Source organism: Pseudomonas sp. GL_090 (assembly GCF_057837765.1).
The window spans coordinates 141,854-163,452 of record NZ_CM174452.1; the positions used below are offsets into that span (position 1 = coordinate 141,854).

At 61.2% G+C, this 21,599-nt stretch carries 18 protein-coding genes; 16 read left to right on the forward strand and 2 right to left on the reverse strand.

The annotated features are described in order from the left end of the window. The first annotated feature begins 222 nt into the window (after positions 1-222). The 15 genes from AC3ITA_RS00630 (at position 223) to AC3ITA_RS00700 (ending at position 19,374) form a co-directional block, all read left to right on the forward strand. Positions 223-1,572, forward strand: coding sequence for a TolC family outer membrane protein (locus tag AC3ITA_RS00630; RefSeq protein WP_150674312.1), 1,350 nt, complete (start codon positions 223-225; stop codon positions 1,570-1,572). Between the two features lie 42 nt (positions 1,573-1,614). Next, on the forward strand, positions 1,615-3,771 hold the full coding sequence (locus AC3ITA_RS00635; RefSeq protein ID WP_150674313.1) for a type I secretion system permease/ATPase: 2,157 nt from the start codon (positions 1,615-1,617) through the stop codon (positions 3,769-3,771). After that, complete coding sequence (locus AC3ITA_RS00640; protein ID WP_150674314.1) at positions 3,761-5,125, forward strand: HlyD family type I secretion periplasmic adaptor subunit; 1,365 nt, start codon at positions 3,761-3,763, stop codon at positions 5,123-5,125. Before AC3ITA_RS00635 ends, AC3ITA_RS00640 begins: the two co-directional genes overlap by 11 nt. Before the next feature lie 380 nt (positions 5,126-5,505). Further along, positions 5,506-6,393: a TauD/TfdA dioxygenase family protein gene (locus tag AC3ITA_RS00645; protein WP_095946106.1), complete on the forward strand. Its 888-nt coding sequence runs from the start codon at positions 5,506-5,508 to the stop codon at positions 6,391-6,393. A gap of 18 nt (positions 6,394-6,411) precedes the next feature. Next, positions 6,412-7,437 carry an ABC transporter substrate-binding protein gene (locus AC3ITA_RS00650; protein WP_489279120.1) on the forward strand — a complete coding sequence of 342 codons (1,026 nt, stop codon included), beginning with the start codon at positions 6,412-6,414 and terminating at the stop codon, positions 7,435-7,437. Positions 7,438-7,442: 5 nt separating this feature from the next. Continuing rightward, positions 7,443-8,303 carry an ABC transporter ATP-binding protein gene (locus AC3ITA_RS00655; RefSeq protein WP_489279122.1) on the forward strand — a complete coding sequence of 287 codons (861 nt, stop codon included), beginning with the start codon at positions 7,443-7,445 and terminating at the stop codon, positions 8,301-8,303. 21 nt (positions 8,304-8,324) lie between these two features. Continuing rightward, entirely contained in the window at positions 8,325-9,191 is an 867-nt protein-coding gene (locus AC3ITA_RS00660; RefSeq protein WP_095946103.1) for an ABC transporter permease, read from the forward strand. A gap of 42 nt (positions 9,192-9,233) precedes the next feature. Then, positions 9,234-10,163 carry a LysR family transcriptional regulator gene (locus AC3ITA_RS00665; RefSeq protein ID WP_095946102.1) on the forward strand — a complete coding sequence of 310 codons (930 nt, stop codon included), beginning with the start codon at positions 9,234-9,236 and terminating at the stop codon, positions 10,161-10,163. A 225-nt stretch (positions 10,164-10,388) separates the two neighbouring features. Further along, positions 10,389-11,921: an MFS transporter gene (locus AC3ITA_RS00670; protein ID WP_489279125.1), complete on the forward strand. Its 1,533-nt coding sequence runs from the start codon at positions 10,389-10,391 to the stop codon at positions 11,919-11,921. A gap of 27 nt (positions 11,922-11,948) precedes the next feature. Next, positions 11,949-13,019 carry an HlyD family secretion protein gene (locus tag AC3ITA_RS00675; protein ID WP_489279127.1) on the forward strand — a complete coding sequence of 357 codons (1,071 nt, stop codon included), beginning with the start codon at positions 11,949-11,951 and terminating at the stop codon, positions 13,017-13,019. After that, entirely contained in the window at positions 13,016-14,593 is a 1,578-nt protein-coding gene (locus tag AC3ITA_RS00680; protein ID WP_489279128.1) for an efflux transporter outer membrane subunit, read from the forward strand. The genes AC3ITA_RS00675 and AC3ITA_RS00680 overlap by 4 nt, the downstream gene beginning before the upstream one ends. A gap of 79 nt (positions 14,594-14,672) precedes the next feature. Further along, a complete protein-coding gene (locus AC3ITA_RS00685; protein ID WP_414928730.1) occupies positions 14,673-15,452 on the forward strand; it encodes an efflux RND transporter periplasmic adaptor subunit in 780 nt (259 codons plus the stop codon). Continuing rightward, positions 15,449-16,768, forward strand: coding sequence for an efflux RND transporter periplasmic adaptor subunit (locus tag AC3ITA_RS00690; protein WP_489279131.1), 1,320 nt, complete (start codon positions 15,449-15,451; stop codon positions 16,766-16,768). Before AC3ITA_RS00685 ends, AC3ITA_RS00690 begins: the two co-directional genes overlap by 4 nt. Continuing rightward, positions 16,769-18,865, forward strand: coding sequence for an efflux RND transporter periplasmic adaptor subunit (locus AC3ITA_RS00695; RefSeq protein ID WP_489279133.1), 2,097 nt, complete (start codon positions 16,769-16,771; stop codon positions 18,863-18,865). An 11-nt stretch (positions 18,866-18,876) separates the two neighbouring features. Further along, entirely contained in the window at positions 18,877-19,374 is a 498-nt protein-coding gene (locus tag AC3ITA_RS00700; protein WP_489279134.1) for a GNAT family N-acetyltransferase, read from the forward strand. 23 nt (positions 19,375-19,397) lie between these two features. Here AC3ITA_RS00700 and AC3ITA_RS00705 read toward each other — a convergent pair whose 3' ends face one another. Further along, complete coding sequence (locus AC3ITA_RS00705; RefSeq protein ID WP_095946094.1) at positions 19,398-19,709, reverse strand: DUF6916 family protein; 312 nt, start codon at positions 19,707-19,709, stop codon at positions 19,398-19,400. A gap of 54 nt (positions 19,710-19,763) precedes the next feature. Then, entirely contained in the window at positions 19,764-20,351 is a 588-nt protein-coding gene (locus AC3ITA_RS00710) for a phage tail protein (RefSeq protein WP_095946093.1), read from the reverse strand. Positions 20,352-20,667: 316 nt separating this feature from the next. On the opposite strand from AC3ITA_RS00710, the gene AC3ITA_RS00715 reads away from it, so the two are divergent. After that, positions 20,668-21,504, forward strand: coding sequence for a sulfotransferase family protein (locus AC3ITA_RS00715; RefSeq protein ID WP_095946092.1), 837 nt, complete (start codon positions 20,668-20,670; stop codon positions 21,502-21,504). Positions 21,505-21,599: the final 95 nt, after the last annotated feature.

Sequence of the window (21,599 nt, forward strand, 5' to 3'; positions counted from 1 at the left end):
TTTTCGCTATTAACTTTATGCCAAACTATTGACCTTCTGAGTCCCATCCTAAACAATCGTCCCAGTAATGTCACATTGATATTTGAGCTGTGACCTGTCCTCGGTATGTGATCCAGTTCCGTTTTTGAACTTTCCGACATACGGTCATTCCGCTTGCCATCTTCCGACGCAGCGCGTTCTTTTGCTGTGATTCAAGACAAGAAGTCCTGGGAAATTCCTACAATGCGTTCGCCTTTGTTCATGGCTATACCTTTCGCCCTCGCCGCGTCCTTCGTCCAGGCGCAGTCCTTACCAGAAGCCATGCAACAAGCGCTGGATGTCCATCCGGAAGTCCAGGCGGGCGTCAACAGCCGGTTGGCTGCGGACTATCAGTTGAAGGCTGCGAAGGGTGGGTACTTGCCACGGGTCGACCTGCTGGGCGGTTATGGTCGTGAAGGCACCGATAGCGTGACGACGCGAGACGACGGCAACAATCACTTCGAAACCCTGAATCGCAGTGAATCAAGTTTGCGACTGACCCAAATGGTTTTTGACGGTTTTGCGACGTCCAGCGAAGTCGGGCGTCAACAAGCCACCGTCAACTCCCGCGCCTACTCGCTGCTGAGTACCTCCGAGCGCACCGGGTTGACTGTAGCCCAGGTCTATCTCGACGTGCTGACCCGCCGCGAATTCGTGCGTCTGGCCGAGGAAAATCTCAAGAGCCACCAACGCATTTACGACCAGATTCAACTGCGCACCCAGCGCGGCGTCGGCAGTGGCGCCGACCTTGATCAGGCCGAGGCGCGGATGGCCCAGGCGCGCAACAACCTGATCACTGAACAGACCAACCTGGCTGACGCCGAAACCAACTTCCTCTCCGCCGTCGGCCAGATGCCGGATCAACTGGAGCGCCCGGCGAATTTCCTGGCGCTGATGCCGGCCAACCTGAATGAAGCCCGTGCGCAGATGCTGGAAAACAGCCCGATCCTGCGCTCGGCCGAATCCGATATCGCCGCTGCCGAGAAGCAGTACGACACGGCCAAGTCGACGTTCTACCCGCGCTTCGATGCTGAGTTGGGTCGCTCCGCGGACAACGATATTGATGGTCAGAACGGCCACAATAACGAATGGCAAGCCATGCTGCGCATGCGTTTCAACCTGTATTCCGGCGGCAGCAACAAGGCTGATCTGGAGTCCAAGTCCTACCTGTCGAACCAGGCGCTGGATATCCGCAACAACGCCCTGCGCCAATTGAATGAAGAGCTGGGCCTGGCCTGGAACGCCCTGAACAATGCCAATGCGCAGGTGCCGATCGCCCAGCAATACGTCGATCACAGCACCGCCGTGCGTATCGCTTACCAGCGTCAGTTCAGCCTTGGCGAGCGTACCCTGCTCGATTTGCTCGACAGTGAGAACGAACTGTTCACCTCTTCTCGTCGTCTGGCGGAGATCAAGAACATTCAGTTATTTACTCAGTACCGAATCAAGGCGACCATGGGCGAGTTGCTCAAGAGCCAGGGAGTGGTCGCACCATTGGCATCCGTTGTGCAGAACGACGTGAAGCCCAAGGTCCAATTGCCCGGTATGAATTGAGCAGGACCTTCGTTGTTCAATTGTTAGCCAAGAGTGCCGAGCGTGGAATCAGAAGTCAGTCGGGTTCAACTCATTCATGATCCGCGCGCGTTGCATGACGATCCGCTACTGGATGGTCTGCTCGCTCTTTGCATGCTGCATCAGAAGCCTGCCAGCGCGGCAATGCTCACCACCGGCCTGCCGCTGCCCGAGCAGCGCCTGAGTGTCGACTTGCTGCCTCGCGCGGCCGCTCGCGCGGGGCTGCAAGGTCGGGTGCTGCAACGCAAGCTGGAGGATATTCCAGCGATTGCCATGCCGGCATTGTTGCTGCTCAAGGACGGTCGCAGTGCCGTCCTGCTCGGCTGGCAAGGCGAAGACCAGGTGCGGGTACTGCTCAGCGAAAGCGATGGCGGTGAGTCCCTGGTCAGCCGTGAGCTGCTGGCCGACGACTACACCGGCAAGGTCTTTTTCGCCCAGCCGCAGCACAAATTCGACGTCAACCACGGCACGCTGATTCCGCGTGCGCGCTCGTGGTTCCGCGATACCCTCAAGCGTTCGCGCTGGTTGTACGCCGACGCCATCGCCGCCAGTTTTCTGATCAACATCATTGCCATGGCCGCGCCGTTGTTCGTGATGAACGTCTACGACCGCGTCGTGCCGAACCAGGCCGAGGCGACGCTCTGGGTGCTTGCCCTCGGCATTACCGGCGCCTACCTGTTCGACCTGATCCTGAAAAGCCTGCGTAGCCTGTGCCTGGATCTGGCCGGCAAGAAAACCGACCTGATCATCTCGGCCACACTGTTCGAACGCATCGTCGGCATGGCCATGAAGTACCGGCCGGCGCGGGTCGGCAGCTTTGCCCAGAACATCCATGAGTTCCAGAGCCTGCGGGACTTCCTCGCCTCGCTGACGCTGACCAGCCTGATTGACCTGCCGTTCACGATTCTGATTTTCATTGTCATCGCGATCCTTGGTGGGCATCTGGTGTGGATACCAGTGCTGGCATTCCCGATCGCCCTGGCTATTGGCTATGCCTTGCAGAAACCCCTGGTGGCGACCATGGAGCGGACCATGGCATTGGGGGCCGAGCGTCAGTCGAGCCTGATCGAAACCCTGGCCGGCCTCGATGCGGTGAAAGTCAACAACGCCGAAAGCGAACGCCAGTATCAGTGGGAACAGACCATCGGCACCCTCAGTCGCCTTGAGTTGCGAGTGAAAATGCTCTCCGGCCTGGCGATGAACATCACCTTGCTGATCCAGCAACTGGCCGGGGTGATCATGATCGTCTTCGGCGTGTACCAGATCATCGACGGTCACCTGAGCATGGGCGGCCTGATTGCCTGCTACATGCTCAGTGGCCGTGCGCTCAGCCCGCTGGCGTCACTGTCCGGGCTGCTGACTCGTTATCAGCAGGCGCGAGTGACCATGACCTCGGTCGACCAGATGATGGAGCTGCCCCAGGAGCGCAATTTCGAAGAACGTCCGCTCAGCCGCAAGGTGCTGCAGGGCGGTATTGAGTGCCGCCAGCTCAACTTCACCTACCCGCAACAGCAGAACCTGGCGCTGAAGAACATCAACCTGTCGATCAGTCCCGGGGAGAAGGTCGGCATCATTGGCCGAAGCGGCTCGGGCAAGAGCTCGCTGGCGAAATTGCTGGTGGGGTTGTACCAGCCGGATGACGGCACGCTGTTGGTCGACGGTGTGGATATCCGCCAGATCGACGTCAGCGAACTGCGCTACAACATCGGCTACGTGCCCCAGGACATTCAGTTGCTCGCCGGCACCTTGCGCGACAACCTGGTTTCCGGGGCGCGGTATGTAGAGGACGAACTGGTGCTGCAAGCCGCGGAACTGGCCGGCGTCCACGAGTATGCGCGCCTGCATCCGCAGGGTTATGAGCTGCAAGTCGGCGAACGCGGGCAGAACCTCTCCGGTGGTCAACGGCAAAACGTCGCCCTGGCCCGTGCATTGCTGCTCAACCCGCCGATCCTGCTGCTCGACGAGCCGACCAGTGCCATGGATAACACCGGCGAAGAGCGCCTCAAGCAGCGCCTGGCAGCGGTGATCGAAAACAAGACCATGGTGCTGGTAACGCACCGGGCATCGCTATTGTCGCTGGTGGACCGATTGATCGTGATCGACCGCGGGCAGATTCTCGCCGACGGCCCGAAAGCCGCGGTGATGGAAGCGTTGAAGAAGGGGCAGATCAGTGTTGCTTAAGTCGGGTAAGGGTTCGATCCTTCGCTACTTCAAAGGCTCTGCTTCGCTTCAGGGGCAGCCGCTGCCAGAGGTCAACAAGGCGCTGATCGAGGATGCGCCACGGGTGGTGCGGCTGACGATCTGGGCGATCATCGGGTTCTTTGTGTTCCTGATGCTCTGGGCCAACTTCGCGGTAATCGACGAAGTGACCAAGGGCGACGGCAAGGCGATTCCGTCGTCGAAGATCCAGAAAATCCAGAACCTTGAAGGCGGTATCGTTGCCGAGCTGTTCGTCAAGGAAGGCCAGATCGTCGAAGCCGGCGCACCGCTGATTCGCCTGGACGACACGCGATTTGCTTCGAACGTCGGTGAAACCGAGGCCGATCGCTTGTCGATGCTGCTGCGGGTCGAACGCCTGAGCGCTGAGGTCGAAGATCGCCCGCTGAACTTCCCCGAGGATGTGCTCAAGGCCGTACCGGGTCAGGCCAAGAGCGAAGAGTCGCTCTATATCAGTCGTCGCCAACAGTTGCACGATGAGATTGGCGGCTTGCAGGAGCAACTGATCCAGCGCCAGCAAGAGCTGCGCGAATTCACGTCCAAGCAGGCGCAGTATCGCCAGCAATTGGGCTTCCAGCGTCAGGAAATCAGCATGTCCGAGCCGTTGGTGGCCCAGGGCGCGGTATCGCCGGTGGAAGTCCTGCGCCTCAGGCGTGCCGAAGCCGAGACCCGTGGTCAGCTCGACGCCACCACCCTGGCCATTCCACGTGCCGAATCGGCAATAAAGGAAGTGCAGCGCAAGGTCGATGAAACCCGCGGCAAGTTCCGTAGCGAAGCCCTGACCCAACTCAACGAAGCGCGCACCGACCTGAACAAGGCCCAGGCCACCGGCAAGGCCCTGGAAGACCGGGTCAGCCGGACGCTGGTCACTTCGCCAGTGCGGGGTATCGTCAACAAGTTGCTGGTCAATACCATCGGCGGGGTTATCCAGCCGGGCAGCGACATGGTGGAAATCGTGCCGCTGGACGACACCTTGCTGGTCGAGGCGAAGATCCGCCCGCAGGATATCGCGTTCCTGCATCCGGGGCAGGAAGCGACGGTGAAATTCACCGCCTATGACTACACCATCTACGGCGGGTTGAAGGCCAAGCTGGAGCAGATCGGCGCCGACACCATCACCGACGAAGACAAAAAAACCACTTACTACATCATCAAGCTGCGAACCGACCGCAGCCACTTGGGTACCGATGAAAAACCGTTGCTGATCATTCCGGGGATGGTGGCTTCCGTGGACATCATCACCGGCAAGAAGACCGTGCTGAGCTACCTGCTCAAGCCGATCATCCGGGCGCGGGCCGAGGCGCTGCACGAGCGGTAATCCACCTTCGGGGCTACTGGCCTCATCGTCGGAACGCCGCCCGGAGCGAGCTCCCACATTGGATTTTTTGCTGGAGCACAATTTTGTGCCTGCGGAGAACCCCTGTGGGAGCGAGCCTGCTCGCGATGGCGTCCGCCGGAACACCAAACCCTGTCAGAAAGTGACAAATAATGTCACTTGGCCACCCACTCAGTCCCTCATCAATCGCCATATCGTTATTCATTAACGGTATTTAAATTTCAATTCTTATATCTATAAAGTCATTCTCCTGCGTACCTGCCGACCAATCGGCGCGCCGCACGACACGAACCAACACGGGACCTCCGTGAGTTTCTGATCGACGCGCGCGCCTTTGAGCGTGCCGTGCGTGGGAGTGATTTATGTCTGCAGCTTCAGCTTCGCCAAGCATCGCGCCACAATTCTTTGAAATCCGCCCGTTCAGCACAGCGGTGGGCGCCGAGATCATCGGTCTCGACCTGTCCCGTCCGATCAATGATGACGATTTTTCCCGCATTCACCGCGCGCACCTGGATCATCACGTGGTGGTGTTCCGCGACCAGCGCATCACCCCTGAGCAACAGATCGACTTCAGTCGTCGTTTTGGCGTGTTGCAGATCCATGTGCTCAAGCAGTTCCTGCTGGCAGGGCATCCGGAAATCCTGATCGTTTCCAATATCGTCGAAAATGGCCAGAACATCGGCCTGGGCGATGCAGGGAAGTTCTGGCACTCCGATCTTTCCTATAAAGAGCTGCCGAGCCTGGGCTCGATGCTGCATGCCCAAGAGCTGCCGTCAGAAGGCGGCGACACCTTGTTCGCCGACCTGCACAAAGCCTGGGACAGCCTGCCGCTCGCGTTGCGCAAAGCGGTGGAAGGCCGCTCGGCGGCGCACTCCTACACGGCGCGTTACAGCGAGACCAAATTCGAAGGCAACTGGCGCCCGACCCTGACGCCTGAGCAGCTTGCCCAGGTTGCCGAAGTTGTTCACCCGGTCGTGCGTACCCACCCGGAAAACGGCCGCAAGGCGTTGTTCGTCAGCGAAGGGTTCACCACCCGCATCGTTGGCCTGCCGGAAGACGAGAGCCAGCAACTACTGACCGAGCTGTATGCCCACAGTGTGTTGCCGCAAAACATCTACCGCCATCAATGGCAGCCCCATGACCTGGTGTTCTGGGACAACCGTTCGCTGATCCACCTCGCCGCCGGATGCCCCAGCCATCTGCGCCGCAAGCTGTATCGCACCACCATCCAGGGCGACGCGCCTTTCTGATCTGTCGGAGATTTGATCATGTCCAAACGTCTTCCATTCGCACCGCTGGCCGCGGCCATCGGCCTGGGTTTCAGCCTGATCGCCGGCAGCCTGATGGCGCCGACCGTGGCTCACGCCGAAGGTGAAATCCGCATCGCCGAACAGTTCGGCATCGTTTATTTGCTGCTCAATGTGGTGCGCGATCAGAACCTGATCGAAAAGTACGGCAAGCAGGAAGGGATCGACATCAAGGTCGACTGGACCCAGCTCTCCGGCGGCGCGGCGGTCAACGATGCGTTGCTGTCGGGCTCGATCGACATTGCCGGCGCCGGTGTCGGCCCGCTGCTGACCATCTGGGATCGCACCCGCGGCAAGCAGAACGTCAAGGCCGTGGCTTCCCTGGGTAACTTTCCGTACTACCTGGTGAGCAATAACCCCAAGGTCAAAACCATCGCCGACTTCACCGAGAAGGACCGCATCGCGGTGCCGGCGGTGGGCGTGTCGGTGCAGTCGCGCTTCCTCCAATACGCGGCGGCCAGACAGTGGGGTGACAAGGACTTCAATCGCCTCGACAAGTACACCATTGCCGTCCCGCATCCTGATGCCACGGCTGCACTGGTGGCCGGCGGCACCGAGCTGAGCGGGCACTTTTCCAACCCGCCGTTCCAGGATCAGGAACTGGCCAATCCCAACGTGCACGTGGTGCTGAACACCTTTGACCTGCTCGGTCCGAACTCGCCGACGGTGCTGTTCGCCACCGAGAAATTCCGCAATGAGAACCCGAAAACCTACAAGGCATTCATTGAGGCGCTGACCGAAGCGGCGCAATTCGCACAGAACGACAAGGGCGCGGCAGCCGACACCTACATCCGTGTTACCAAGGCCAAAATCGACCGCGCCGCGTTGCTGAAAATCATCGACAACCCGCAATTCGAATTCAGCGTCACGCCGAAAAACACTTTCCCTCTGGCGGAGTTCCTCTACCGCGTCGGAGCGATCAAAAACAAACCGGATTCATGGAAGGACTACTTCTTCCAGGACGCCAAACCGCTGCAGGGGAGCTGACCGACATGAACGCCCCTTTGCAAGGCCACACGGTCAGCAAACCGATCGCGGCGGCCCAGGCGCTGCTGTCGGTCGATAACGTCAGTCTCGAATACCGCACGCCGCAGCGGGTGGTGCGGGCGACCCATCAAGTCAGTTTCGAAATCGACCCGGCGGACCGCTTTGTCCTGCTCGGGCCGTCCGGCTGTGGCAAGTCGACGTTGCTCAAGGCCGCCGCCGGCTTCATCCAGCCAGTGGAAGGCGAGATCCGTCTGCAGGGCCGGCGCGTCGATGCGCCGGGGCCGGACCGGATCGTGGTGTTTCAGGAGTTCGATCAACTGCCGCCGTGGAAAACCGTGAAGCAGAATGTGATGTTTCCGCTTCTGGCCTCGAAAACCCTCAAGCGCAGGGAGGCCGAAGAGCGGGCACTGCACTATCTGGACAAGGTCGGCCTGGCGGCGTTTGCCGATGCTTATCCGCACACCTTGTCCGGTGGCATGAAGGCACGGGTCGCCATCGCTCGGGCGCTGGCGATGCAGCCGAAAATCCTGTTGATGGACGAACCTTTTGCCGCGCTTGATGCCCTGACCCGACGCAAGATGCAGGAGGAACTGTTGCTGCTCTGGGAAGAGGTTCGCTTCACGCTGCTGTTCGTCACGCACTCCATCGAAGAGGCACTGGTGGTGGGCAATCGCATTCTGTTGCTGTCGTCCCATCCGGGCCGGGTGAGGGCGCAAGTCCACAGCCATCAATACGATTTGCACAGCCTCGGCGGTGTGGCGTTTCAGGAATCGGCGCGACGCATTCACCGGCTGTTGTTCGACGAAGGTCAATCACCGCAAACCGAGCATGAACTGGACTTCGCCGACATCCGCATCGCTTATTGAGCCAGTAGAGAGGAGGGCCCGATGAGCCATTTATCATCCCCGCGTGAAGAGTTCGAAACGGTTTTGCAGCCGCTGACCAGTGTGCCGCTGGAGCGGGGATTACCCCTCGGCCAACGACTGTGGCAGCAAGGTTGGCTGCGCAAAACCCTGATTCTGATTTTGCTCGCAGTGCTGTGGGAAGCCGTTGCCCGCTATCAGAACAACGACCTGCTGCTGCCGAGCTTTGTGCAAACCGCACATGCGCTCTATGACGGTCTGCTCAGTGGTGAATTGCTGGGCAAGGTATGGATTTCTTTGGTGGTGTTGCTCAAGGGTTACCTGATTGGCATCGTCCTGGCGTTTGCCCTGACCACACTGGCAGTGTCGACGCAGTTCGGTCGTGATCTGCTCAGCACCCTGACTTCGATGTTCAACCCCTTGCCGGCCATCGCCCTGCTGCCGTTGGCGCTGCTGTGGTTTGGACTGGGCCAGAACAGTCTGATTTTCGTGCTGGTGCATTCGGTGCTCTGGGCACTGGCACTGAACACCTACGCCGGCTTCCTCGGCGTCTCGGAAACCCTGCGCATGGCCGGGCGCAACTATGGCCTCAAGGGCATGCGCTTTGTGCTGTTCATCCTGATCCCGGCAGCACTGCCGTCGATCCTCGCGGGGCTGAAAATCGGCTGGGCGTTTGCCTGGCGGACGTTGATTGCGGCTGAGCTGGTGTTTGGTGCGACCAGCGGGAAGGGCGGGCTGGGGTGGTACATTTTTCAGAATCGCAATGAGCTGTACACCGACAAGGTGTTTGCAGGGTTGGCGGTGGTGATTTTGATTGGGTTGCTGGTGGAGAATCTGGTGTTTGATTCGTTGGAGCGGGTGACGGTGAAAAGGTGGGGGATGCTGCGGTAGCATTGCGCTTGAATCAATCTTGATCAGATATGAGTGCATGCGATGCAATTCCCCGACATGAACCTGTTGGTCGCCCTCGACGCCTTGCTCGATGAGGGCAGTGTGGTGGGCGCCGCGCGGCGGATGAACCTGAGTCCGGCGGCCATGAGCCGGACGTTGACGCGCATCCGCGAAGCCATTGGCGATCCGATCCTGGTGCGCGCCGGCCGTGGCCTGGTGCCGACCCCCAAGGCGCTGGAATTGCGCGAGCAGGTGCGCAGTGTGGTGGAGCAGGCCGGGTTGCTGTTTCGTTCGGCCGATGCGGTGGAGCTGAGCTCGCTGCGGCGGCGGTTCAGTATTCGGGCCAACGACTTCTTTGTCGGCGTCTACGGCGGCAAGCTGTTCGACACCCTTGACCGTCAGGCGCCGCACTGTGAATTGCGTTTCGTCCCGGAAGGCGATGGTGATGATGAGGCGTTGCGCGAAGGGCGGATCGATCTGAGCATCAGTAACACCCGGCCGCTGACGCCGGAAGTGAAAGTCCAGAACCTGTTTTCCACACACTTTGTCGGCCTGGTGCGTGAGGATCACCCGCTGCTGGACGATGAAATCACGGCGGAGCGTTACGCAGGGTTCTCGCATATCAGCATGTCCCGGCGTGGCATTGCCCGGGGGCCGATCGATACCGCGCTCAATGCCTTGGGGTTGGAGCGGCGGGTGGCGGTGATCGCGCCGAGCTTTCATGCGGCGATGTTCGCCTTGCCCGATTCCGACCTGATTCTGCCGGTGCCCAAGGAAGCCTTGCTGAGTGTGCGACGGCTCGGACTGAAGCTGCGCTCGTTCGACCTGCCGATCCCGTTGCCGACGTTGATGTTGACCCAGGCCTGGCATCCGCGTTTCGACAAGGATCCGGCCCACCGCTGGCTGCGTGAAACGCTCAAGACGTGTTGCGATGAGACGTGGCTGGCTGCACAACCTGAAAGTCACCGCTGAACTCCTGTGGGAGCGAGCCTGCTCGCGATGGTCGCCAACGATAACGCTGGTTGGCAGGTTCCCCGCGGCGTTCTCGGGTTTATCGCGAGCAGGCTCGCTCCTACAAGGGGCAGGGGTTTTGTATTGTTGCGTCTAGCGCACTTATAACCTGCCAATAAGTTGATTTTCGTCAGGCATCACACTTCCTAGAATGCTTCGGTCTTTCCACGCCGGAGCTTGCAGTACATGACTTCCCTCACGGCCCCGGCGCCTGTCGCCGCGACCGGCCCGACAGCTTCACCACAGGTTTTCGGCCCGCGGATCATCATCGGTCTGGTGGGCGTATTGCTCGCGGTGCTGGTGTCGGGCCTGAACGAGATGGTGACCAAAGTCGCCCTGGCCGACATCCGTGGTGCGTTGGCCATCGGCTACGACGAAGGCACCTGGCTGGTGGCCTGTTACACCGCGACGTCGGTGGCGGCCATGGCGTTCGCGCCGTGGTGTGCGGTGACGTTCTCGTTGCGGCGTTTCACCTTGTGGGCCATCAGCCTGTTCACCCTGCTGGGTGTGCTGTGCCCCTTCGCCCCGAATTACGAAAGCCTGTTGTTGCTGCGCACCTTGCAAGGCCTCGCGGGCGGTGCATTGCCACCCATGCTGATGACCGTGGCCCTGCGGTTTTTGCCGGCCAATGTGAAGTTATATGGCCTGGCCGGTTATGCCCTGACGGCGACGTTCGGCCCGGGCCTGGGCACGCCGTTGGCCGGGTTGTGGACCGAGTATGTCGGCTGGCAATGGGCCTTCTGGCAAGTCATCGCGCCGTGCCTGATTGCCATGGCCGCAGTGGCGTATGGCTTACCCCGGGACCCCCTGCGCCTGGAGCGCTTCAAGTCCTTCAACTGGCGCGGCGTGCTGCTGGGTTTTCCCGCCATCTGCATGCTGGTGATCGGCATTCTGCAGGGCAATCGTCTGGATTGGTTCGAGTCCAGCCTGATCTGTGGATTACTCGGTGGCGGGCTGTTGCTGCTGGTGCTGTTTTTGGTCGGCGAGTGGTCGCAGCCGATGCCGTTTTTCAAGATGCAGATGCTCGGCATCCGTAACCTGTCTTTCGCCCTGCTGACCTTGGCGGGCGTGCTGGTGGTGTTGCAGGCGGTGATCATCATTCCGTCCAGCTACCTGGCGCAGGTCCAGGGGTATCGTCCGTTGCAGACCGCACCGATCATGCTGCTGGCGGCGCTACCGCAATTGATTGCGCTGCCATTGGTGGCGGCGCTGTGCAACTTTCGCTGGGTCGATTGCCGCTGGGTGTTGGGCATCGGCCTGAGCATGCTGGCGCTGTCGTGCGTCGGCGGTTCGCAACTGACGTCCGCGTGGATTCGTGACGACTTCTATGTGCTGCAATGGCTGCAGATTTTCGGTCAGCCTATGGCGGTGCTGCCGCTGCTGATGCTGTCCACCGGCAGCATCAACCCGATGGAGGGGCCGTTTGCGTCGGCCTGGTTCAACACCGTCAAAGGCCTGTCGGCGGTCATCGCCACTGGGGTGATCGAGGCGTTGACCACGGCACGCCTGCATTTTCACTCGACCATGCTGGTCGATCGACTCGGCAATTCGCCGCTGGCCGAGCACGACAGCGCAAGCCTCGCTCGTCGACTGCATGAGCAAGCGGTGGTGCTCACGTCCTCTGATCTTTACCTGTGCATGGCCGGTATCGCTGTGACCCTGATCCTGCTGATTTTCTGGCTGCCGACGCGGATCTTTCCGCCGCGCGCACCGACCTGAATGCTCCACTGATACCAGAAGGTTTTTATGAACACTCAAGCAAAGCAGAAAGTCGCGGTGGCCGTGGTCGCTGCGCTGGCCGTCGGCGTGCTGCTGTACCTGACGATGCCCGGCCTTTTCGGCAAGCGCACCCAACAGAGCACCAACGATGCTTATGTCTCGGCGGATTTCACTCTGGTCGTGCCGCGCGTTGCCGGGTTCATCAAGCAAGTGCTGGTGGAGGACAACCAACAGGTCAAGGCCGGGCAGTTGCTGGCGCTGATCGATGACCGGGATCTACGCGCCGCCGCCGAGGCCGCCGATGCCGAAACGCTGGTGGCCAGGGCGCAACTGCAAAACGCCCGGGCGACCCTCGAGCGCCAGGCGTCGGTGATTGCCCAGGCGCAATCCTCGGTGGTTTCGGCAAAGGCGGAAGTGGCCTTTGCCGAGCATGAATTGAACCGCTACAACCACCTCGCCGGGGTGGGCGCCGGTACGGTGCAAAACGCACAACAGGCGCAAACGCGCATCGACCAGGCCTCCGCGCGGCTGACCAATGCCACGGCGGTGCTGGCGGCGGAACGCAAGCAAGTGGACATCCTCACGGCCCAGCGCGATGCAGCCGAAGGTGGCCTGAAACGGGCGCAAGCGAAGCTGGAAATGGCCAGCTACGAGTTGTCCTATACCAGGATCGTCGCGCCCCAGGACGGCATGGTCGGCGAACGCGCGGTGCGGGTCGGCGCCTATGTCACCCCGGGCAGCAAAATCCTCGCGGTGGTGCCGCTGGCGCAGGCTTACGTGATGGCCAATTTCCAGGAGACCCAACTGACGGATGTACAGCCAGGGCAGGCTGTACAGGTGCGCGTCGACAGCCTGCGCGGCGCGGCACTCAAAGGTCGTGTCGAAAGCATTGCGCCGGCCACCGGGGTGACGTTCGCCGCGGTCAAACCGGACAACGCCACCGGTAACTTCACCAAGGTGGTGCAGCGGATACCGGTGAAGATTGTGCTGGAGCCGGGACAATTGTTGGCCGAGCGCTTGCGGGTAGGGATGTCGGTGGAGGCGAGTATTGAAACCGGCAGCAATGTGTCGTCTGTGGGTGAGGTGACTCAGCGATGAAGGACTGTGTTGGCTGGTCAGGCGCCTTCGCGAGCAGGCTCGCTCCCACAAGGGATCTGCGCAGTGCTGACAGTTCTGGATCCTTCGCAAGTTCATTGTGGGAGCGAGCCTGCTCGCGAAGAGGCCTGTGGCAGCCACTCACCTTCAATGCCTTGCTCGTCATGAGTCTCAGCGGCTGCACCGTCGGCCCGGACTTCCAGAAGCCTGAGGTACAGCCAATTGCCGAATGGTCGAAACCATCAAGGGCAGCCACCAGCCAGGCTATCGCCGAAACGATGACCGAGCGCTGGTGGGAGGTGTTCCACGACCCCAAACTTTCAGCCCTGAGCCAACGCGCCCTGACCGACAACCTCGACCTGAAGTTGGCCAGTAGCCGCTTGCAGCAAAGTCGTGCGGTGCGCCAGGTCACCACTGCCGACCGCTACCCCAACACGTCCGCCGGCGGCCGTTACGGACGCAACCGCAACAGTGGTGAAGGCCTGAACGACCCGTCAGGGCACAACGGCCAGTCCGCCTTCAACCTGTGGGATGCAGGCTTTTCCGCCTCCTGGGAACTGGATTTCTGGGGCCGTGTGCGGCGGGAAACCGAAGCGGCCGACGCCAACCTGGAAGTCGCCGAGAACGACCGACGCGGTGTGCTGCTGTCGGTGTTGGCCGAAACCGCCCAGGACTACATTCAGCTGCGCGGCGTGCAGAACACCCGACTCGTCACCGAACAGAACCTCGACGTTGCCCGCCATAGTCTGAAGCTCTCGCAGTTGCGCCTGGCCGACGGCGTCGCGACGGACCTGGACGTCGCCGAAGCCGCCGCACAAGTGGCGGCCATCGAATCGCGCCTGCCCGCACTGGAACAGCGCCAGTGGCAATTGATCAATGCCTTGAGTCTGTTGATGGGCGAACCGCCCCAGGCATTGGCGGCGCAGTTATTCACAGACGCACCGGTGCCACAAACGCCGCGTCAGGTCGCCATCGGCTTGCCCTCGCAACTGGCTGAACGCCGGCCGGACATTCGCCAGGCCGAAGCGCGATTGCATGCAGCGACGGCCAGCATTGGTGTAGCAAAGGGCGACTTCTATCCGCGAATTACCCTGTCGGGGAACATCGGTTCCCAGGCCATGCAACTGAGCGATTTCGGCTCCTGGGGTTCGCGTTCGTTCGGGATCGGTCCGCAGTTCAGCTTGCCATTGTTCGACGCAGGCCGCTTGCGTGGCGTACTCAAGTTACGCGAAGCACAACAACAGGAAGCCGCTATCGCCTATCAGCAAACCGTGCTGCGCGCCTGGCATGAAATCGACGACCAGTTGACCGCCTACAACGCTAGCCAGCTGCGCCGCGACAGCCTGGCCGAAGCCGTGCGCCAGAACCGCATTGCGCTGGACACCGCGCAACAGCAGTACGTCGAGGGCGTGGTGGATTTCGTCACCGTACTCACCGTGCAGGGCGCGTTGCTGGCGACGCAGGAGCAGTGGGTCGAAAGCTCGACCGGCGTGTCGCTGGCGGCCGTCGGGTTGTACAAGGCGTTGGGTGGGGGTTGGGAGTCAGTGTACCCATTGGCCGAGACGGCGCAGCGTTAATACGCAGGCAATGATGGCCATCTGCTTGACGCTAGTCACCGCTGTCGTAGACTCCGTTGATCCGGAAGGGAGTACGGTCATGCGGATTTTCTGTGTGTTGGGGTTGGGATGTGTACTCGTCGCGAGCGTTGTCCAGGCGCAAACGCCTGGGACAGACGATCCGCTTGCGCAAATGGATGCAGGCGCCAGTGCTGCGACCAGCACCGAGGCTCGCGGTGTATTGCGGGCCCGGGATCAGGCCGTACTGGCCAGTGAGGTGCCTGGGCGGATTGTCGAGTTGCCGTTCAGCGAGGGGGAATCGTTCAAGAAGGGCGATACCCTGGCGCGGTTCGATTGCTCGGCCTATCAGGCGCAGCTCAATGCCGCGCAAGCGGCCAGCCGTGGCGCGGGTGAAGAATTGGCGCACAACCGGCAACTGGCCGCGCTGCATTCTGTCGGGCGTTTCGAAGTGGCACGTGCCGAGGCCAAGGTCAGCGAAACCCAGGCGCAGTCTCAGGTGTATCAAGTGCAGGTCAAGCGTTGCAGCGTGCTGGCACCGTTCGATGGCCAGGTCGTCGAGCGCAAGGTACAGCGCTATGAAAGCGTACCTGCCGGCGCACCCTTGCTGGACGTGGTCGATAACCGCACCCTGGAAATCCATCTGCTGGTGCCCTCGCGCTGGATGGCGCGACTCAAGCCCGGCCAGACCTTCAGTTTTGTCCCCGATGAAACCGGCAAGCCGCTGGATGTGACAGTCAAACGCCTGGGCGCGCGAATCGATGAAGGCAGCCAGACCTTGCTGCTGGTGGCCAGCGTGCCCGATGCCAGCGGGCTGCTGGCGGGCATGAGCGGCACGGCACATTTCGCGGAGTTCAAGTGAACGCGCCGGTGAGCGGCGGCGCCGAGCAAGTATTCGCACGCTTTCTCGACCTTGAGCGCCAGACCCGCGCAGCCCAAACGCCCGCCCAATTAGCCTACAGCCTGGTCAATGATGGCCAGGCACTGTTTGGCTTTCGCCATGCGGCACTGTTGATCGCCGGGAAGGTGCAGGCCGTGACGGGTGTCAGCGCGGTGGAGCCGAATTCACCCTTTGTAGCGTTCGTCGAGCAGGCGGTGGTGCAGCTGTTCAAGCGCGAACAATTGCAGCAGGCGCGGGTCATTGCCGCCGATGTCCTTAGCGAGTCGTTGCAGGCTGAATGGCAAAGCCTGTCGGCTGCGCAGGTGTTCTGGTTGCCGCTGATCGATCGCCAGGGCGAGGTGTTCGGCGGGTTGTGGCTGGCCAGGGACGTTAGGTGGAACCCTGCCGAACAAGTTCTGCTGGCGCAACTGGGCGATACCTACAGCCACGCCTGGCAGGCATTGCAGCCACGCAAGCCATGGCGTCTGCGCTGGACCCGCAAACGCCAGGCGTTGCTGGTCGCGTTGCTGTTGCTCGGGCTGTTGATCCCGGTGCGCCAGTCCGTACTGGCACCGGCCGAAGTGGTGCCGCTGGGCGGTCGGGTCGTGGCGGCGCCGCTGGACGGTGTGATTGCCGAGTTCCTGGTCAAACCCAACCAGACGGTGAAGGCCGGCGAGTTGCTGCTGCGCTTCGAAAGCACCACGCTCAAGGCTCAGGCCGATGTCGCCGATCGCGCCCTCGGAGTTGCCGAGGCGGAGCTCAAGGCCAACTCCCAGCGTTCGTTCGCCGATGCCGAGTCCAGTTCGAAACTGGATTTGCTGGCCGCACGGGTCGAACAGAAACGCGCCGAGCGCGACTACGCCCGTGAACTGCTCAAACGCAGCGAAGTGCGCGCCGAGCGCGATGGCATTGCGGTATTTGCCGATGCCGAACGCTGGACCGGCAAACCGGTGCAGACCGGAGAGCGACTGATGGAAATCGCCGATCCGACCCAGGCGCAATTGCGTATCGAGCTGGCCGTGGGGGACGCGATTTCCCTGGAGCCCGGCGCTGAAGTCGCCCTGTTCCTCGACAGTGACCCGCTGCAACGGCATCTGGCCAGACTCGAACGTTCAGCTTATGAAGCGCAACCCACGGCGGGCGGGCAATTGGCCTATCGGCTGGATGCGAATTTCGACACGGCCCCCCCGCGCATCGGCTTGCGCGGCACGGCAAAAATTTATGGTGACCGGGCGCCGCTGGCGTTGTACCTGCTGCGTCGACCGTTGGCCGGTTTGCGTCAGAGCGTGGGCTTGTAAGTGAGCCTGCCCGGTCTGCGTGCCGATCTGCAATTGTCCCCGGCAGCGCCGGCACTGGACGGTGCGCCCTGCTGGACGCTGGCCGACCCGGTGCGGGGGCGTTACTTCAAGCTCGGTACGACGGCGATGCGTTTGTTGCGCCACTGGTCGCTGGGGGAGCCCGAGCAGGTCCTGCAAGCGGCCAATCGCGAGCCGGGGCTGGCGCTGGATGCTGCGGATCTGGAGCAGTTGCTGGTTTTCTTGCGCAGTCACGACCTGATTACCGCCCTCGATCCCCAGCAGCGTGCCAGTTACAGCTTAAAAGCGGATGCCCAGCGCCGCAGCCTGTGGCAAGTGTTGCTGCATCAGTACCTGTTTTTTCGTATTCCGCTGTGGCGCCCCGAGCGTTTTCTCAATCGTGCCTGGCCCTGGCTGGAGCGCTTTGGCCCGCGAGCGCTGCGCTACGGATTACCCGCTGTGCTGGGGCTGGGGGTGTTTCTGGTGTCGCGGGACTGGCAGCGATTTATCGCGACGTTTCCGCATTTGTTCAGCCTTGGCGGTGCATTGGCATTTGCCGTGGCCCTGTTCTTCGCCAAACTCTGCCACGAGTTCGGTCATGCGTTCATGGCCAAGCGCGCCGGGTGCCGGGTACAGAGCATGGGCGTGGCGTTCATGGTGCTGCTGCCGATGTTCTATACCGATGTCAGCGATGCCTGGCGGATCAATGATCGCAAGGCCCGGTTGCTGATTGGCGCTGGTGGCGTGCTGGCCGAGTTGCTGTTGGCGTGCATGGCCTTGCTGGCGTGGTCGTTGCTGCCCGACGGTCCCGCCCGCACTGCAGCGTTCATGCTTGCCAGTGCCACGTGGATCACCACACTGGTGGTCAATCTCAACCCGTTCATGCGTTTTGACGGTTATTTTTTGCTCAGCGATTTCTGGCAGGTCGATAACCTGCAAGGTCGGGCATTTGCCTTGTGCCGCTGGCGCCTGCGCGAGTTTTTGTTCGGCTACGGCGAAGCGGCGCCGGAGCCTTGGTCGCCGATAATGCAACGGCGTTTGCTGATCTGGGGGTATGGCTCGTGGTTATGGCGCGCGGCATTGTTTTTCGGGATCGCTCTGGCGGTCTATCACCTGTTCTTCAAGGTGTTGGGGATTTTCCTGATGCTGGTGGAACTGGTCTGGTTCATCTTTCTGCCCATCATGAGTGAATGGCGCCAGTGGTGGGGTCGCCGCGAACAGGCGCATGGACCGCGGGTATTGCTCAGCAGCCTGGTACTGCTCGGGCTGTTGTCGGTGCTCATCCTGCCGTGGCGCAGCGCCGTCGAGGTGCCGGCCATGCTGGAAGCGGGCCGGGTCAGCACCCTGCATGCGCCGGTGGCGGCACGAATCAAAGCCGTGAAGGTGCATGACGGGCAGACGGTGGTGCAGGGTGATGTCCTGATCGAGCTGGAGTCCCCGGATCTCGATTCGCGCCAGGCCATTGCGCGCCGGGAAATCGAGATCCAGCAGTTGCAAATGCGTCGCCAGGCCAGTCGCAGCGAAACGGCTTCCGATGCTGCAATCGTCGAGCAGCGGCTGGCCGAAGCGGTCGCCGAATACCGCGGGCTGGCGGCTCAGCGCGAGCGCTTGCTATTGCGTGCCCCCCATGCCGGCACCGTGCGTGATCTGCTGCCGCAATGGACGGTGGGGCGCTGGCTGTCGACCCGGGAGCCGCTGGCCAGGGTGGTCGAGGACGGCGTGCGCTTGCGCGGCTATCTGGCCGAGGCAGAGCTCTGGCGCGTGGCACCGGGCGCCACCGGACGGTTTATCGCCGATGATCCGATGCATCCGGCGATTGCGGTGCAACTGAGCGAAATCGACACCAACGGTGTGGCGTTTGTCGATCAGGAGGCACTGACCTCCGATCACCACGGACCGATTGCCGTGCGTCGCGATCAGCATCAGCGAGCCGAGCCAGTACAGGCGCAGTACGGCGCGCGGTTGAGCACCCTCGAACCGGCGCCAACGCCGGTGCAGCCGTTGCGTGGCGTGGTAGTTTTGCAGGGCCGCGGCGAGTCGTTATTGGGGGTCGCCTGGCGACGCATGGCGGCGCTGGGGGTCAGGGAAAGCGGCTTTTAAGGAGAGCGACGATGGCGAACAGCAGTACTGTGGCAGCCGAAGGTTTGGTGGTACGGCCTTCGCTAGCCAGTGATGGTCCTTTCTTGCAGCGCCTGTATCAATCGGCCCGACCGGACCTGCAATGGATCGACGACAGCATGGAAGTGGTCGAGCAGATTGTGGCCCAGCAGTTCCAGGTGCAGGAGCAAGGACTGGGGGAAAACTTCCCCAATGCCATGCATTACGTGGTTGAGAAGCTCGGCACTGCGATCGGCGCATTGAGCACTGATTTCGGGCCGAACGAGATCCGCGTGCTGTATCTGGCCTTCATCCCTGCGGCGCGGGGGCAGGGATACGGGCGGGCGGTATTGCAGGGGGTGCAGAAAGCCGCCCAACAGATTCGTTGCCCGGTGGCGACGGTGGTCTGGGCCAGCAATCCCCATGCGCTTGCGCATTACCTGGCCCTGGGCTTTGCAGTGCAGGAGTACAACGTCGCGGCACAACGGCTGGTGTGGTATCCGCAAGGCTGAAGGCACTGCGAGCCAGATAATGGTCAGTTGAAGGCGATGTAGAAGTAGCCTCGCCGCGGATCACGTCCCATCGAAGGCACCCGGGAAACGAAAATGTTTTCCACTTCACCCAGTTCCGGCAATTGCAGCATGCATAGACCGTCCACAAAATCGGTCGGGACCAGGCTGTTGAGCTCGACACTGAATGGCATGCGCTCACTGTTGCGCATGCGGGCGCGGGGTGAGTCTTCAAGGTGTTCGATCTGCATCGGCAATTCACTGCCGTCGGGCAGGCGGAGGGCGACGGTCTGGCCCAGCAGGGCCTGGAAATGATGGCTTTGAACCGCTTGCAACATGATCAGGCTCCAGAAAATTGAACAATGCCGGGGCGCGCGGTCCCCGGCGAATCTTCAGCCGCGAGATGGAAAATACCCTTGCAGGGCGATGCTGAAGTTGATGACCAGGAACGGGTTCATCACGCTCATGGGCTGGGCTCCGCCCGTGGAGGCAATCTCTCCGGTGACGGTGGTGCTCACGCCCTTGAGCGCCACCGCCGATGCTCCTTGCTGATCGGAGTAGATATTCGCCGTCCCCGGTCCGCCGCTCGAAGCGCCGATGAACGAGTTGGTTGCCGTTGGCACGTTCACCGGATTGCTCGCCGGGCTGGCCAGCTGCAGGGTGGTGGTGGCGGTAAGTCCGGACAACAGGTGGGTGTGGTTGGGCATGTTGCCGATGGTTGCGGTGACGTTTTCGGTACCGGAAATCTCGCCAATGGTGCGCGTGCTGAGATTGCTGCCCGTGCCTTGGGCCATCGGTAATCGACCTTGCAGGTTGGGTAGCATGAAGGTGGTCTGGCCGTCGCCGCCGTAGTTCACGCCAATCAGCGAGAACAACGCACTCCATTGCGAAATGCTCAAGGTCTGGCCATTGCAAAGGGCCCAGTTCTGGGGGGCGAAATCAAAGGCGAAAGGCTGGATAGTGCCGATAAATACTTCCATGAATCCTCATCCTTCAGGTTGGTGGTTGGCGCGCCACGCGGCTGCCAGACACCTGGGGTGTCGACTCCTGTTCCTTTACGTGGCTTGGTCACGCCACGCCACAGCGTAGACGTAGATTTTGAGAGTTGTGGCGAGGCGGTATTTATCCGATGGACGCGCTCCCCAAGGCTGTTGTCGTTAACGTCCTTCAATGGTTGCGCAAAGCTCGGTATCAAGTCGGTTTAGCTTCAAATTGATATCAAAACACCACTAGTCGAGGTTTCATCGATCGACTACGCTTTGTCCTACAAAGGACTATCAAAAACGGTGAAGGGACTTGCACCATTTTCATTTCATTTCCGGTTTGCCACGCTCGGGCTCGACCCTGCTTTCTGCAATCCTGTTGCAGAACCCGCGTTTCCATGCCGGAATGACCAGCCCGGTGGGTTCCCTGTTTTCCGGTGTTCTGGAGCAGTGCAGCGCTGGCAGCGAGTTCGGCGCGGTGATCGACACCGACATGCGCCGCCGCCTCTTGCACGGCCTGTTTGATTCCTTCTACGCCGACAAAGCCGACAAATCGGTGGTGTTCGACACCAACCGCCTTTGGAGCGCCCGGCTGCCGGCCATCAACGATCTGTTTCCCAAGGCCAAGGTGATTGCCTGTGTGCGCAACGTCGCCTGGATCATGGACAGCATCGAGCGGCTTTACCGCGCCAATCCCTATGAAAACACCAAGCTCTTCGGCGATGCCGTCGAGCGCAACACTGTCTACAGCCGTTGCGAAACCCTGGCCCAGCGCAATCGCCTGGTGGGTTTTGCGTGGGCGGCGCTCAAGGAAGCCTATTACGGCGAACATGCCGACTCCTTGCTGATCATCGACTATGACTTGCTGACCCAGGCTCCGGAGCGAGTGCTGCGGCTGGTCTACGACTTTATTGACGAGCCCTGGTTCGAGCACGACTTCGAACACCTGGCGTACGACGCCCCGGAATTCGATCAAGCCCTCGGGGTGACCGGCCTGCACAAGGTCAGACCCAAAATTGCGGTACAGGCCCGGCGCACCATCCTGCCGCCGGATCTGTTCAAGCAATACTCAGACTTGTCCTTTTGGCTCGATGGCTCTGCCAGCGCCGCCAATGTCATTCGTATGAAGTCCGACGCCGCGAACATTTGATCGCGGCGTTTTTCATTGATGCCTTACGTATATTCGTTCGAATTCGGGTGAGCAGCATGTGGTGGACCATTTTTGACGGAGCAAAGGCAAAGTCA